Here is a 13,988-nt window from a genome sequence, read left to right on the forward strand (position 1 = left end):
AATGTGTTCTACACTATCTCGGTGTTCAAGCCGATAAGGAGAGCCATAGTGAACGTGTTCGAAGCCTTGAGACAAGATCACGACGTACAACGGGAACTGCTGGAGCAACTGGCCGATACTTCTGGCGATGAGCAAGTTCGCCGACAAGGATTTTCGAAGCTGAAAACCGAATTGACCGAACACGCAGCAGCGGAAGAAAAGCATTTCTACGCCCACCTGATGCAACATGAGCAAACCCAGGACAAAGCCCGCCACAGCGTTGCTGAACATCACGACATTGATGAATGCATAGAGCAGCTTGAGAAAACCGACTATTCCAGCCCCCAATGGCTTCAAGTGTTCAAAGAGCTCCAGCACCTCGTCAGCCATCATCTGGAAGAAGAAGAGCAGGAAGTTTTCCAGATGGGCGGCAAAGTACTGACCGATAAGCAAAAAGAAGATCTGGGCAGTCAGTACCACAACGAGATGGAAAAGCGCAGAAGTGCTTGAGCGTTACCAAGCACTTCAAAGCACACAGCCAGACACCACCCCTGAGCGTCAGCGATCGCCTTGCCCGTGAGGGTCTGAAAGCTACGCTCAGCTCTCGTTCATTGCTCGCTCAATGCGCTTATCCGGCACCAACCACAACAATGCCAGCCTGAAGATGAAAATCATGGTCAGTGCGAACATCGAAAAGGCCGGGTACAAAATTGCTTTCGACTTCATGCACTCACCGGCTCGCGCTTCGCGTGCTGAATCAGCTCTTCCAGTGACCACTGGTCATCCGCATGGACGCCGTATTTCAGGGCGATAATTTTCCCGTTTTCGTCAATCAGGAAATCCGCCGGTAGCCCCAGTTCCGCTTCCAGGCTTTCCGGTTTTTTCATACCGAACTTCCTTACACCTTTCAGAGCACCTCTCATCATCTTAAAGTTGAGAATGGCTTTCCAGGAACTCTCTACCCCAAAATCCCTATAGAGCTTCCTTGTTGGATCAGCGATCAGATCAAACGGCACATCAACCACGTTTTCCAGCATTCGCTCTTTGCTGGCATGGAACACCACGACCTCGTGGATGCCGTTTTCCTGCAGGGCGCTCGAATTCTTGAAGAAGGACTGCAAATGGAGGTTACAGATCGGACAACCGGCAAAGCGTCTGAACTGCAGATGAACCAGTTTTCCTGGTTGGGGAACCTGTACCGGCAGACCTTTAATGTTGCTTAAGTCTGCCAATGCGACCGTATCGCCTATGGTTTTGCGTTTCACTCGTTCTCTCCGGTGATTGTTGGATTGTTTTGGCACCTTTCACAACCGCGGCCGTGCGATGGCCCAATCCAACACCTGCTTGCTGATGTCTTCATGACCGGAGTCTAACCCACTTTTCTCGACTCCCGCCGTTCAATGCCGCTTATAGCCACCGTTTGGCCTCATCAACCACCGTTTTCATTCTCCTCTGGAGCGGACGGTAAAGACTGGCGTTTGTTTTGGGGGATCAGTCTTGGCATCGGGATGGTTGGTTCGCTCATAGCCAACAGGTTCTGGAAATGAGGGCTTACGCCTGAAAAGCTCAGTATTCCTGATGCGCTTCGTTTTTTCCTAATCACTACCCCATCCAAAGACTGGTTTCCTAACCGACGCGACGATGTGAAGCTGATCCGCAACTACCTATTACCAATGAGCTACAAGACTATGCCCACTCATACACGTATCCGCATGTTCAACACCAAAGACACCTACCCCAACCAGTCTCTGGATAATGATCTTTGCCAAGCTGTCCGTGCCGGCAATACCGTTTATGTTCGCGGTCAGGTCGGCACCGACTTTGAGGGCAATCTGGTGGGCCTCGGCGACCCTCGCGCGCAGACCGAGCAGGCAATGAAGAACCTCAAGCAACTGCTGGAAGAGGCCGGCTCCGATCTATCCCACATTGTCAAAACTACCACCTATCTCACCGACGCCCGCTTTCGCGAACCGGTTTACAAAGAGGTCGGTAAATGGCTCAAGGGCGTGTTCCCGATCTCGACCGGGCTCGTGGTATCAGCCCTGGGCCAGCCGCATTGGTTGATGGAAATCGACGTGATCGCCGTAATCCCTGATGACGAATCCACCGTTTAACAATACCGGAGCTACCATGTCCACTGCACAGGCACACGACTTCGCGACTGCGGCTACGCCATTGTCCGAACCACGCCCCGAAATTGCCGTCCGACTGGATGGCGTACTGAAACGTTTTGGTGATTCCATTGCTCTGCAAAAGGTCTCTCTGAAAATTCATGAGGGCGAATTCATCACATTACTGGGGCCATCCGGCTGCGGCAAAACCACGCTGCTTAACCTGATTGCAGGCTTTGCTGAAGCTGATACCGGCGAAATTTTTATCGACAACCAGCTGGTCACTGATACACCGCCCTATCAGCGCGAGATCGGCATAGTGTTTCAGAATTATGCGTTGTTCCCACATATGAGCGTCACCAAGAACGTGGGATATGGACTGCGCATGCGCGGCGTGCCTAAAGCCGAGATCAACGAGCGGGTAGCCCAGGCCCTGGAACTGGTCAAACTCCATGGATATGGCGAACGCAAACCCAGCGAGCTATCCGGTGGCCAGCAGCAACGGGTGGCTCTGGCCCGAGCTCTGGTGATCCGGCCCAAGGTGCTGCTGCTTGACGAGCCCTTCTCAGCTCTGGACAAAAATCTGCGGCTATCGATGCAGATCGAGCTGAAGGAGATACAACGAAAGCTCGGCGTAACCACCGTATTCGTGACCCACGACCAGAGTGAAGCCCTGAGCATGAGCGACCGGGTTGTGGTCATGTCTGCCGGGCATATTCGCCAGATCGGCGACCCCGATACCATCTACCGTCGCCCAGAGGATCCGTTCGTGGCCAGCTTCGTTGGCGACGTCAATATCTTGCCCGGGCGTTACATGAGCCATGACGATCAGGCCACTCTGGAAATCAGCGGCAACTCTCTGCGTCTTCCGAAGGAAAGGGTACAGGCCAAGGTGGGTGACCGTCTCGACATCCATGTACGTCCGGAAAACATCCAGCTAGACAACCTCGGCCCTCACTCTCTCTTGAGCGCAACGGTAGTGGCCCATGCTTTTCAGGGTGACCATGTGGATATCCATCTGCATGTGCCCTCGCTGGGGGACTCTCGTCTGTTTGTACGTCAGTCTGGCCTTAACTCGCTACGCCGCTGGCCGGTCGGAGCTGTCGCCGGATTAACTTTTGATGACGAAGGCGTCTGCGCCTTCACCGCCGCCGATCAAACCTGAAACGGAACCGTCCCATGCGACCTAGCTTAAAAATGCAAACCGGATCCAACACGGAGCCTTATCAGCCATGAGCCAACGCCCCGCAACCATGAATGCTGTCATTGCCCGTGAGCCCGGCGGGCCAGAGGTTCTGCATTCGGTTGAACGCCCTCTACCAAAACCGCTGGCTGATGAAGTGCTGATTCAGGTCGCCAGTGCCGGAGTCAATCGTCCGGACCTGATGCAACGCGCAGGCATGCCGACGCCCCCCGGCGTGACCGATATTCTTGGTCTGGAAGCAGCCGGTATCGTCGCCGCAGTCGGTGCGGATGTCACTGACTTCGAACCGGGCGATGCGGTAATGGCACTTCTCAGCGGTGGCGGCTACGCCGACTTTTGCATCGCCAAAGCGGCACATTGCCTGCCAGTACCGAAAAATCTTCCACTAGAGGTCGCAGCTGGCGTACCGGAAGCCGCGTTCACCGTCTGGCACAACCTGTTTGAGCTTGGCCGTCTTAACGCCGGCGAGACGCTGCTGATCCACGGCGCCGCGAGCGGTGTTGGCAGCTTCGCAATTCAGTGTGCGCACGCCGCCGGCGCCAGGGTGATTGCCAGCGCTGGTGGTGATCAGAAGATCGCCGCGCTTAAGGAGCTGGGCGTCTGGCGAACGGTTGACCGCTATCAGGAAGACTTCGTCGCAGCGGTGGCTGAATGTACCGAAGGCCGCGGTGTCAATGTGGTGCTGGATAACGTTGGCGGCAGCTACGTAGCCCGTAACCTCGCCTCGATGGCAGCAGGCGGTCGCCACGTCAGCCTGTCCTTTCTGCTGGGCGCTAATGTCGAGGTAGACCTGTTGCAGGTAATGCAAAAGGGGCTGACGCTCACGTCCTCAACATTGCGCCCCAAAAGCGATCAGGAAAAAGCCCGGCTGGCCGCCGCTATTCGTGAGCAGCTTCTGCCTTGGCTGGCATCGGGTCAGGTCAGCCCGCTGATTCATGCTCAACTGCCACTGAATCAGGCCGCCGAAGCCCACCAGATACTGGAAGACAACGCCAATATCGGCAAAGTGCTACTGACAATGTAACCTCACTAGCACACCCACAGACCGCCCGTAATGGAGTTTTCATGTTTCAATTGTATTACGCATCGACATCCCCGTATGTTCGCAAAGTGATGGCTACAGCCCATTATCTGGGACTTACCGATCAGATCGAAAAACTCGAATCTGCGGCCCATCCGGTCAATCGTGATGACCGTATCGCCCGTTTCAATCCGCTGGCCAAAGTGCCCGCCATGCGCACGGACGATGGCATCCTACTCTACGACAGCCGCGTAATCTGTGAATATCTCGATGCTCAGGGTGGTCACAAACTGATCCCGGCCGATGGAAATGCTCGCTGGATTTGTCTGGCCCAACAGGCGCTGGGCGATGGCCTTCTGGATGCAGCAATTCTGGCCCGCTATGAGCTGATCGTGCGCCCGGAGGAAAAGCAGTGGGAAGTCTGGCGTCAGGCTCAGTTCTCCAAGATCGATGCAGCGCTGACCGAGATCAACACCCAGGCACCGCAACTCAGCCGTACACCCGATGATCTAGGACTGGTCACGCTCGGCTGTGCTTTGGGCTACCTGGACTTCCGCTTTCCCGAATTGGACTGGCGCGCCCTCCATCCGCAAGCGGCTGACTGGTTCGCCGAATTTGATGAGCATCCTGCCATGCTCGAAACCCGTCCATTTACCTGATTGATGGAGCCTCAATGAGCCCTACCGTATTCTTTCTCAATGGCCCCAATGCCAACCTCTATGGTCTGGACAAGAATGGTACTTATGGCAGCGAAAGCTTTGCCAGCATCGAAACCGGATGCCAGCACCATGCCGAGAATCTTGGTCTGGAGCTGAAGTTTCGCCAGAGCAATCACGAGGGCGTGCTGGTGGACTGGATTCAGGAAGCGCGACAGTCGGCAGATGCCATCATCATCAATGCGGCCGGCCTGACCTACAGCTCGGTCCCCATACTGGATGCCCTGCTTGCGTTTGAAGGCCCCATTATCGAGGTCCACATGAGTAATATCTGGAAACGCGAGAGCTTTCGCCACCACTCCTATATATCCAAAGCGGCCACCGGCGTGATCGCCGGGCTGGGAGCACGCGGTTACCGTATGGCTTTGAGTGCTGTCGCCGAGCTACTGGACGAGGCTTCGTCATGACTCCGACACTGGTATTCTACAGTCAGGTTGATAGTTTCGATGACTGGAAAGCGCTGCTGGAACCGCGGTTACCGCAGTTGCGCATCTGCCGCCCGGAGCAAGTAGAAGATCCAGACAGCGTGCATTATGTCTTGGCCTGGAAGCCGCCACACGGCTTCTTTGTCCAGTACCCGAACCTGAAACTGCTAATCAATCTCGGCGCCGGTGTTGACTCCCTGGTCAACCGCGACGACTTGCCAGCCGTACCAATCACACGCATATCCGATCCCGACATGAGTCGAATGATGGCCAGCTATGTGCTGTTTGCCGTGCTGCGCCATGCTCGCGACATACCCGCCTTCGAGCGCGCGCAGCGCGAATGCCGCTGGCACTACCTGCATCCACGCCTTCCGGAAAGCGTGCGTGTTGGCGTACTGGGGCTTGGCGAGCTCGGCACCTTCGCAGCGAAAGAACTGTGCCGTCAGGGGTTTGATGTACGCGGGTGGTCACGCTCACCCAAACAACTGGAGAATGTCACCTGCGTAAACGGAATGGAGCGTCTGGACGAGTTTCTCGCCAACAGCGACATTCTGGTGGTGATGCTACCGCTGACCGCACAAACCCGAGGGCTACTCAACGCAGACCGGCTGGCGCTCCTTCCAAGGGGTTGCTGCTTTATCAACGTCGCGCGCGGCGCACTGGTCGATCAACAGGCGTTGACCTCGGCACTCGCCAGCGGTCAGATCGGCGAAGCCACACTGGACGTCTTCGATCGTGAGCCGCTTCCACCGAAAGATCCGCTTTGGGCCATGGAGAATGTGCTGATCACGCCGCACCTCGCATCCGTTGCCATTCCGGCTTCAGCGGCACAACAGATCGCTGACAATATTCAGCGACTGGATCGTGGTGAATCCGTGTTGCACCAGATCGATCCAGCCCGCGGTTATTAATCGAATCAGGCCACGCCCTTCAGCGATCGCACCGTATGTGGATCAAAGAAACTGGACGCGGCCATTCCGGGAATATACTGCTCAGAAACAAACATACGGCAGCGTTCGGCAAAGGCATTCACCACCCGTGAGTGCTGCACATTTTTCAACGTTACATAGCCCAATCGCAGTGACTGATAATCACCAGCCAGACGCAGGCGGATCAGCCGTTTGCCATCCAGGGACAGGTTGGCCTTGGGGCGAACATTGGCAATGCTGTAGCCCACACCGTTGGCTACCATCGAGCGAATCACCTCCAGGTTGCTCGATCTCATGACGATATTCGGCGTCACGCCAGCCGGGCGAAACAGACTGAGGAAATAGTCCCGGCTGCTGGGAATATCCAGCAGTACCATCGGGTGCGTCTCAAGATCGTTTATCGTCACCGCCGACAGGTTTGCCAGTGGATGATTCTCTCCGACCATGACATACGGCGGTAGTCGGGCCAATGGATGGAACTCAGTATCGTCACTGGAGACAAGGTCATAGGTCAGAACGATGTCCACCTCTGCATTACGCAATTTTGATAACAGCTCCTCGTGATCACCTTCAGCCTGGCTGATACGAACGCCAGGGAACGCACGTCCGAAACCGACTACCAACTCCGGCGTCAACATGGGTGCCAGTGATGCCATACAGCCAACTCGTAGCGGACCGCGCACCGTGTTCAGCGACTCCGACGCAATGGTGTAGAGACTGCTCATCTGATCAAGAATCGTCTTGGCTTCTTTCACGATCTCCCTTCCGATCGGCGTCAGTGAAATGCCTTGGGCATGGTGACGGACGAACAACTGCACACCCAGCTCTGATTCGATATGGGTGATGGCTGCCGAAATAGACGGCGAAGAAACATGGATGCGTTCAGACGCACCCTGAATACTTCCCGCTTCACCTGAAGCGACAAAGTATTCGAGCTGTCTCTGAGTTATTCGACTGAGCATAGCGGAACTCCAGAAATAGGCGATGTAATACATACACACGAGCATATATTTTCAAAAGTCTTAAGCAAGGATCGAGCCATTACTTAAGCCTTCTGACCACCACCCGCTCGTTGCCTATAAGGATTAACAGAAACACCGTCAAACAGCAGTAAATGGCTACATCAGGAATTCTGACGCAGAAGAACGGCAAAGCCTGTTTTACCCATCGCCCCCGCCATTACATTATTGATCCGCATCAAGACACTTTGAACCATGCCCCATAACAGGGCAACGAACATCAGTAGAGAGCATGAACTGCCCAGACAAACAGTCTTCTCTTTGCAGCAGACCTAAACGCTAAACGTTGTACCACCCATTAGGAGTAACAACATGCTACGTAAAACCATTGCACTGTCACTGTTGAGCGCCAGCCTGATAGCAACAAACGCCAATGCAGCCGACAAGCTCGTCGTCAGCACATGGGGAGGAAGCTTCAAGGAGCTGATCGACAAAGCCATTGGTCAGGAATTCACAAAGCAGACCGGTGTTGAAGTCGAATATGTGACCGGCGGCACCATCGACCGATTGAACAAAGCTAAGCTGGCAGGCACCGCCGAGAGCGATGTTACATTCACCACCTCCCATGTGGGCTGGCTCTACACCAATGACGGCCTGTTTGAAGAACTCGATATGAGCAAGATCCCCAACGCCAGCCACCTGGTGGATCAGGCTAAGCTCAGCCCGAGCCACGTCGGTGTCTGGGGTTACGTCTACACCATCGGCTACCGCCCGGACATGATGCCTGAAGGCATCACCTTCGACAGCTGGAACGACCTGTGGAGCCCGGAACTGGAAGGTATGATCGCCTTCCCGGACTGGGATCCAAGCCACATCATTGCCGTATCCGCCAAGCTGTCAGGTACAGATGCCGAGCATTGGGAACAGGGGCAGGACAAGCTCAAGGCACTGGTTCCCAATATCAAAGCTTTCTACACCAATGATGCCAACAGCCAGCAATTGATCGCCACCGGCGAAACTTCTGTCCAGCTACTGCTGACGATGAACGCCTACCACATGATGGACGAAGGAGTGAACATCAAGCTGGCAATACCCAAGGAAGGCGCGGTACTTGGTGTCGATGCCATGGGCATCAACAAGGGCACAGAACAGGCCGACCTCGCCTATCAGTTCATGAACATCGCACTGTCCCCGGAAGTTCAGGCCAACATTGCCAGAATTAACCGCGGCAGCCCGGTTGTTGACAATGCACAAGTGGATCCTGAGATCGCCAAACTACCGGGCATGCTGACCACCCCAGACCAGTGGGCAGCCACCCTGGACACCGATGCCAGACTGCGAGCCGAAAAAACCGCCGAATGGCGCAAGTGGTTTTCAGAAAACATTATGGCGCACTAAGCACCGGACTCGGCGCGGGGCCTGGCCTCGCGCTCTTTCCACAGTATACCCATACACCAGCAGCCATACCTGATGGCCTTTGTTCTTACGGAAGCCCCCATGACTCAAAGACCCGCTTTTGTCCCCTGGTTCGTGCTACCTTCGGTTCTGACAGCACTCGGCCTGATGGTCGCGATGCTGACCGTGTTTCAGTTCAGCATACGCGCACATATCCCCGGTTCACTCGACGTTGGTGGCTACACCCTCGACAATTTTCAGGATCTGCACAAAAGCATCTATATCAACGCCTTTGTCACTACGGTCTGGCTCAGTATCAAAACCGCATTTTTCGGGCTTCTGCTCAGTTACCCACTGGCCTATGCCCTGGTACGGACACGCTCCGGCTGGATGAAATCCGCTATCCTGATTATCGCCATCACCCCGCTATTTCTGGGTGAGGTAGTACGCACATACTCCTGGATCATCGTGCTGGGCAATAGCGGATTCATCAATAGCGCTTTGCTTGCCATTGGCCTGATCGATAAACCTCTACAACTTATGTTTACCCAGACCGGCGTGGTATTGGCCCTGGTTCACGTCACCATGCCCATAATGGTGCTGATGCTGGCGACCGGACTTTCCCACATAGATCCAGCCTACCGGCGGGCTGCCACCAGTCTGGGAGCCGGCCCCGTTCGCGCCTTTCTGACCATCACCCTGCCGCTGTCACTCCCCGGCATTGTCGCCAGTCTTACCACTGCCTTCGCCTGGACCTTCAGCGCCTTTGCCACACCACAGCTGATCGGTGGCGGAAAAGTCAGCACCGTTGCCACACTGGTGTACCAGCTCGGCTTTTCATCTCTGAATTTCCCGTTTGCCGCTGCACTGAGCATCGTCGGCCTGATACTAACGGTTCTGTTGCTGGCCGTATTCAAATGGATGACCCACTCACTGCAACGTGTAGGAGCCCAATGATATGACCGGTTCACAATACGAAAAATGGCTGGGAGTTTCTGGCCGCGTGCTCGTGGCACTGATTCTGGTGTTCGTGTTACTTCCCACGGTGGTCGTAACACTCTCCTCGTTCAGCAGCACATCCGTACTCTTCTTCCCGCCCAAGGGTTGGTCTCTGCGCTGGTTCGAGCGGGCAGTGAATTACAACGACTTCAAACAGGGATTTTACGCGGGACTGATCGTCACCGCCTGGGCATCGACTCTTGCGGTGGTGATAGGCACCACCCTGGCCATTGCCATTACCCGCTATGAATTCCGATTCAAACGCACGCTCGAAGCAGTACTGCTGTCACCGCTGTTCATACCTCATTTCACTATTGGTCTGGGACTACTGATGCTGGTCGCTCAGCTCGATCTGGGACGCGGATACCCACTAGTGATCTTCTGTCATATCGTGCTGGTACTGCCGTTTGTACTGCGCAGCCTGTTTGTGTCGCTACACAATCTGGAGCTACGCCTTGAGCATGCCGCAGCCAGCCTGGGCGCATCGCCGTTGCGAGTGGTATGGACGGTGACCCTACCACTAATGATTCCCGGACTCTTCGGTGGCTGGCTCTTTGCTGCAATCCTGTCATTCAACGAATTCACCGCGTCGATGTTCGTAACGACACAGGCAACACAGACCCTGCCGGTAGCCATGTACAACTACGTGCGCGAATTTGCCGACCCGACCCTGGCCGCGATTTCAGTTATCTACATTGCCGTTACTGCCACCCTGTTAATCCTGGCCAATCGCTTTTTGGGCCTGGGACGGGTGCTGAATGTGGAGGCATCACGCTGAGGCAGAGGAGCAGCTGCACTTAGGTCAATTGTTTTAATCCACCCCGCGCCATAGCCATACCCGTGGCGCTCAAACGAAATAGAAAAGGATAGACAGATATGACTTTTTCAATCGTCGGGCGATGCGCACAGACAGGTCAAATCGGCATTGCTATCAGCTCATCCAGCATTGCCGTGGGTGCTCGGTGCCCCTGGCTCAGCTCCGGAGTCGGTGCCGTTTCCACACAGAATATCACTCTGCCGTCGCTGGGTACGGATGTGCTCAAGCTGCTGGAACAAGGTCTGTCGCCCGAACAAGCTCTGAGTAAAGCAATTTCCGGCGATGCATACAGCGCCTATCGGCAGGTGACGGTACTTGATCATCAAGGTAATACCGCTCACTTCAGCGGCAGCGAAACACTGGGATGCCACGCTGCGCTTGAAGGGACTCAATGCGTTGGTGCCGGCAACATACTGGCGAACGAAAACGTCATCCCTACGCTGGTAGAAACCTTTGAGAACAGCGAAGGTGACCTGGCCGACCGACTGATCGCGGCCATGCAGGCAGCGGCTTCAGCCGGGGGCGAAGCCGGTCCCGTGCACTCCGCCGCAATGATGATCGTCGACAAGGTCGAATGGCCTGTGGTCAATCTGCGTGTGGATTGGGCAGACGAGAACCCAATTGATGTGCTGGCCCAGCTCTGGGACAACTACAAACCGCAGATGCAAGACTATATCACTCGTGCTCTGGATCCCACCGAGGCCCCCGGCTACGGTGTTCCAGGAGCGGTATAAATGAACAGCAAAGATATTTTGTCGAAGCTTATCGCATTCGATACCACCAGCCGCGAGTCCAATCTGAAACTGATCGAGTTTGTCCAGGACTACCTTGATCAGCTCGGCGTATCCTGCGAGCTGATCTTCAACGAAGAGCGAAGCAAGGCAAACCTGTTTGCGACGCTGGGGCCGGACGACCGACCGGGAATCGTGCTATCCGGTCACACCGATGTGGTGCCGGTAGATGGGCAAAACTGGTCTTTCGAACCCTTCAGGCTCAGAGAACACGAAGGCAGGCTTTACGGCCGTGGCACAGCCGACATGAAAAGCTATATTGCATGCGTGCTCGCCGCCGTCCCCAGAATGCTTGATGAAGGCCCGCTCAAAGTGCCCGTACATATCGCTTTATCCTACGACGAAGAAGTGGGATGTCTGGGGGTCCGAAGTTTGCTGGAGACACTTGAGCAGCGCACCCATCGACCGAAACTGTGCATTATCGGCGAACCCACCGAACTAAAACCGGTACTCGGCCATAAGGGCAAGTTGGCAATGCGTTGTGACGTCCATGGTGCGGCCTGTCACTCGGCCTACGCACCCGAAGGCGTCAATGCGATTGAGAATGCTGCCGACCTCATCGGCGAGCTAAAACGCATTGGCACTGAACTTCGTAATCCAGAGCTGTGCGATTCCCGCTTTGATCCGCCATTCACGACAGTACAGACCGGAGTCATCAACGGTGGTAAAGCACTGAACATCGTCCCCGACAATTGTCGTTTCGACTTCGAGATACGCGCTCTGCCTGCGCAAAACCCCAAAGAGGTTGCGCAAAAGTTAGAGCAATACGCCCTTGAACAGGTGTTGCCGAAAATGCAGGCCGTGGATGCCAGCACCGATATTCAGTTTTCGGAACTGTCATCCTATCCAGGACTGGTCACCAGTGCCGAAAGCGATGCGGCCAGCCTGGTTGCCGAACTCTGTGAATCCGAAGAGTTTTCCACCGTTGCCTTCGGTACCGAGGGTGGACTCTATGATGCGATCGGCATCCCCACGGTAATTTGCGGCCCGGGTAGTATGGATCAAGGGCATAAACCAAACGAATTCATCACCATTGAACAACTTGAAGCCTGTGACGCGATGCTGGCACGCCTGACCAAACTGCTGCGTGCCTGATCTGTCCCAATCAAATATTCACCCTCCGCTGAACGGACAAAATGAACGGCGCCTTTAAGGCTGTCGACCTTTCGGACCGCCACAGAAACCGGGAAAACACGGTTTGTTTTTTCCTAAGCTCTGGCTTCGAATTGCATGATGTTCAACAGCGGCGGCTTTGCTCAAACTTTACCTGTCGATGCGAGATGTACTCTGACTGTCCAGGCCTTTCCGAACGGCTGGCGATACAGAGCACATCGGCCAAATAGTCAGGAGCAACCACCTTTAGGATATTCACATGTCAGTGGAAAAAATTAATACCTTAGTGATCGGTGCGGGACAAGCGGGAATTGCCATGAGCGAACACCTGTCCCAGATGGACGTTCCCCACGTGGTACTTGAGCGCAGCCGGATCGCGGAACGCTGGCGCTCAGAGCGTTGGGATTCACTGGTAGCTAATGGCCCCGCCTGGCATGACCGTTTTCCCGGCCTGAAATTTGAAGGAGTGGATCCGGAGGCATTTCCCCCGAAAGAGCGTGTAGCGGATTACTTTGAAGACTATGCGAAAATGCTGAACGCTCCTGTTCGCACCGGCGTAAATGTCACAAAGGTTGTGCACAACGAGGGTCGCCCCGGCTTCACCGTAACCACCTCAGAGGGCATCTTCGAAGCCGACAATGTCGTGGCCGCTACCGGCCCGTTCCAGCGCCCCAGATATCCGAACATCATTCCCGAGAGCAGCGGCATCCATCAGCTGCACTCCTCCAGCTACAAAAACCCGGGACAACTGCCCGAAGGTGCTGTGCTGGTTGTGGGAGCGGGTGCCTCCGGCACTCAGATCGCTGAAGAGTTGCGGCAGTCCGGCAAGAAAGTTTACCTCTCGGTCGGTGAGCATTACCGCCCGCCCCGCTCTTACCGCGGCCGTGACTATGTCTGGTGGCTCGGAGCTCTGGGCCTGTGGGATGAAGTCAAGATCACACCGAAAAAACAGCATGTGGCGTTTGCAGTCAGTGGCTACGAAGGTGGTCGTACCGTGGACTTCCGCCGACTGGCTCATATGGGTGTCAATCTTGTAGGAATCACCAAATCCTGGAACGAGGGCGTGCTCGAATTCCGAGAGGGTCTGACTAAAAATATCGCCGACGGTGACGAGGCTTATTTTGATGTTCTGCGTGAGGCCGACGCCTACATCGAACAGAACGGGCTGTCCTTCCCGACAGAACCTGAAGCCTGGGAACTGCTGCCAGACCCAGACTGTCTCAAACAGCCGATCCTTAGCCTGAACGCCGAAGAAGCTGGTATCACCACCGTTTTGTGGGCAACAGGCTTCGAGCTTGATTACAGCTGGCTGCAGGTGAATGCGTTCGATGAAAACGGTCAGCCATTCCACAAACGAGGCATCAGCGCCGAAAGTGGCATCTACTTTCTCGGCCTGCCGAACCTGGTCAACCGTGCTTCCTCATTTATTTACGGGGTCTGGCATGACGCAAAATACATCGCCGACCACATCGTCATTCAAAACGGTTACATGAATTACAAGAAGCCTTGAACTCCCACTAAAGGCGATT

General features: G+C 55.1%; 16 protein-coding genes. 13 read left to right on the top strand and 3 right to left on the bottom strand.

All coding sequences use genetic code 11. The annotated features are described in order from the left end of the window. The first annotated feature begins 48 nt into the window (after positions 1–48). Positions 49–489 (top strand): hemerythrin domain-containing protein, encoded by a 441-nt coding sequence (locus K5L82_RS10755; protein ID WP_223134159.1) that lies wholly within the window; start codon positions 49–51, stop codon positions 487–489. A gap of 87 nt (positions 490–576) precedes the next feature. Here the strand turns inward: K5L82_RS10755 and K5L82_RS16650 are convergent, their stop codons facing one another. Both K5L82_RS16650 and K5L82_RS10760 read right to left on the bottom strand, forming a co-directional pair. Beyond that, the gene (locus tag K5L82_RS16650; RefSeq protein WP_262492640.1) at positions 577–705 is read right to left on the bottom strand and encodes a hypothetical protein; all 129 of its coding nucleotides are present in this window, start codon (positions 703–705) and stop codon (positions 577–579) included. Then, positions 702–1,244, bottom strand: coding sequence for a peroxiredoxin-like family protein (locus K5L82_RS10760; protein WP_223134160.1), 543 nt, complete (start codon positions 1,242–1,244; stop codon positions 702–704). Before K5L82_RS10760 ends, K5L82_RS16650 begins: the two co-directional genes overlap by 4 nt. 423 nt (positions 1,245–1,667) lie before the next feature. Here K5L82_RS10760 and K5L82_RS10765 point away from each other — a divergent pair, with 423 nt between their 5' ends. The 6 genes from K5L82_RS10765 (at position 1,668) to K5L82_RS10790 (ending at position 6,367) form a co-directional block, all read left to right on the top strand. Then, the gene (locus tag K5L82_RS10765) at positions 1,668–2,093 is read left to right on the top strand and encodes a RidA family protein (protein ID WP_223134908.1); all 426 of its coding nucleotides are present in this window, start codon (positions 1,668–1,670) and stop codon (positions 2,091–2,093) included. Between the two features lie 16 nt (positions 2,094–2,109). Next, positions 2,110–3,255: an ABC transporter ATP-binding protein gene (locus tag K5L82_RS10770; RefSeq protein WP_223134161.1), complete on the top strand. Its 1,146-nt coding sequence runs from the start codon at positions 2,110–2,112 to the stop codon at positions 3,253–3,255. 67 nt (positions 3,256–3,322) lie between these two features. Continuing rightward, positions 3,323–4,318 carry an NAD(P)H-quinone oxidoreductase gene (locus tag K5L82_RS10775; RefSeq protein ID WP_223134162.1) on the top strand — a complete coding sequence of 332 codons (996 nt, stop codon included), beginning with the start codon at positions 3,323–3,325 and terminating at the stop codon, positions 4,316–4,318. A gap of 41 nt (positions 4,319–4,359) precedes the next feature. Next, on the top strand, positions 4,360–4,974 hold the full coding sequence (locus K5L82_RS10780; RefSeq protein WP_223134163.1) for a glutathione S-transferase: 615 nt from the start codon (positions 4,360–4,362) through the stop codon (positions 4,972–4,974). A gap of 14 nt (positions 4,975–4,988) precedes the next feature. Continuing rightward, entirely contained in the window at positions 4,989–5,438 is a 450-nt protein-coding gene (locus tag K5L82_RS10785) for a type II 3-dehydroquinate dehydratase (protein ID WP_223134164.1), read from the top strand. Further along, on the top strand, positions 5,435–6,367 hold the full coding sequence (locus K5L82_RS10790; protein WP_223134165.1) for a 2-hydroxyacid dehydrogenase: 933 nt from the start codon (positions 5,435–5,437) through the stop codon (positions 6,365–6,367). The genes K5L82_RS10785 and K5L82_RS10790 overlap by 4 nt, the downstream gene beginning before the upstream one ends. Positions 6,368–6,372: 5 nt before the next feature. Here the strand turns inward: K5L82_RS10790 and K5L82_RS10795 are convergent, their stop codons facing one another. Next, a complete protein-coding gene (locus tag K5L82_RS10795) occupies positions 6,373–7,347 on the bottom strand; it encodes a LysR substrate-binding domain-containing protein (RefSeq protein ID WP_223134166.1) in 975 nt (324 codons plus the stop codon). A 369-nt stretch (positions 7,348–7,716) separates the two neighbouring features. Between K5L82_RS10795 and K5L82_RS10800 the strand changes: the two genes are divergently transcribed. The 6 genes from K5L82_RS10800 to K5L82_RS10825 all read left to right on the top strand — a co-directional run bounded on the left by K5L82_RS10800 (position 7,717) and on the right by K5L82_RS10825 (position 13,969). After that, complete coding sequence (locus K5L82_RS10800; RefSeq protein WP_223134167.1) at positions 7,717–8,742, top strand: PotD/PotF family extracellular solute-binding protein; 1,026 nt, start codon at positions 7,717–7,719, stop codon at positions 8,740–8,742. A 99-nt stretch (positions 8,743–8,841) separates the two neighbouring features. Then, the gene (locus K5L82_RS10805) at positions 8,842–9,696 is read left to right on the top strand and encodes an ABC transporter permease (protein ID WP_223134168.1); all 855 of its coding nucleotides are present in this window, start codon (positions 8,842–8,844) and stop codon (positions 9,694–9,696) included. A 1-nt stretch (position 9,697) separates the two neighbouring features. Continuing rightward, entirely contained in the window at positions 9,698–10,516 is an 819-nt protein-coding gene (locus K5L82_RS10810; protein ID WP_223134169.1) for an ABC transporter permease, read from the top strand. 98 nt (positions 10,517–10,614) lie between these two features. Further along, entirely contained in the window at positions 10,615–11,289 is a 675-nt protein-coding gene (locus K5L82_RS10815; RefSeq protein WP_223134170.1) for a DUF1028 domain-containing protein, read from the top strand. Beyond that, positions 11,290–12,441, top strand: coding sequence for an acetylornithine deacetylase (gene argE, locus K5L82_RS10820; RefSeq protein WP_223134171.1), 1,152 nt, complete (start codon positions 11,290–11,292; stop codon positions 12,439–12,441). A gap of 277 nt (positions 12,442–12,718) precedes the next feature. Next, complete coding sequence (locus K5L82_RS10825; protein WP_223134172.1) at positions 12,719–13,969, top strand: flavin-containing monooxygenase; 1,251 nt, start codon at positions 12,719–12,721, stop codon at positions 13,967–13,969. Positions 13,970–13,988 lie beyond the last annotated feature (19 nt).

It is taken from the genome of Marinobacter sp. AL4B (assembly GCF_019916045.1).
GTDB lineage: Bacteria > Pseudomonadota > Gammaproteobacteria > Pseudomonadales > Oleiphilaceae > Marinobacter.

Bases quoted from the DNA above. Each gene is read 5' to 3' on its own strand.
- K5L82_RS10825 (WP_223134172.1), top strand. From the start codon at position 12,719: ATGTCAGTGGAAAAAATTAATACCTTAGTGATCGGTGCGGGACAAGCG.
- argE (WP_223134171.1), top strand. From the start codon at position 11,290: ATGAACAGCAAAGATATTTTGTCGAAGCTTATCGCATTCGATACCACC.
- K5L82_RS10815 (WP_223134170.1), top strand. From the start codon at position 10,615: ATGACTTTTTCAATCGTCGGGCGATGCGCACAGACAGGTCAAATCGGC.
- K5L82_RS10785 (WP_223134164.1), top strand. From the start codon at position 4,989: ATGAGCCCTACCGTATTCTTTCTCAATGGCCCCAATGCCAACCTCTAT.
- K5L82_RS10780 (WP_223134163.1), top strand. From the start codon at position 4,360: ATGTTTCAATTGTATTACGCATCGACATCCCCGTATGTTCGCAAAGTG.
- K5L82_RS10765 (WP_223134908.1), top strand. From the start codon at position 1,668: ATGCCCACTCATACACGTATCCGCATGTTCAACACCAAAGACACCTAC.
- K5L82_RS10770 (WP_223134161.1), top strand. From the start codon at position 2,110: ATGTCCACTGCACAGGCACACGACTTCGCGACTGCGGCTACGCCATTG.
- K5L82_RS10795 (WP_223134166.1), bottom strand. From the start codon at position 7,347: ATGCTCAGTCGAATAACTCAGAGACAGCTCGAATACTTTGTCGCTTCA.
- K5L82_RS10810 (WP_223134169.1), top strand. From the start codon at position 9,698: ATGACCGGTTCACAATACGAAAAATGGCTGGGAGTTTCTGGCCGCGTG.
- K5L82_RS10775 (WP_223134162.1), top strand. From the start codon at position 3,323: ATGAGCCAACGCCCCGCAACCATGAATGCTGTCATTGCCCGTGAGCCC.
- K5L82_RS10805 (WP_223134168.1), top strand. From the start codon at position 8,842: ATGACTCAAAGACCCGCTTTTGTCCCCTGGTTCGTGCTACCTTCGGTT.
- K5L82_RS16650 (WP_262492640.1), bottom strand. From the start codon at position 705: ATGAAGTCGAAAGCAATTTTGTACCCGGCCTTTTCGATGTTCGCACTG.
- K5L82_RS10790 (WP_223134165.1), top strand. From the start codon at position 5,435: ATGACTCCGACACTGGTATTCTACAGTCAGGTTGATAGTTTCGATGAC.
- K5L82_RS10800 (WP_223134167.1), top strand. From the start codon at position 7,717: ATGCTACGTAAAACCATTGCACTGTCACTGTTGAGCGCCAGCCTGATA.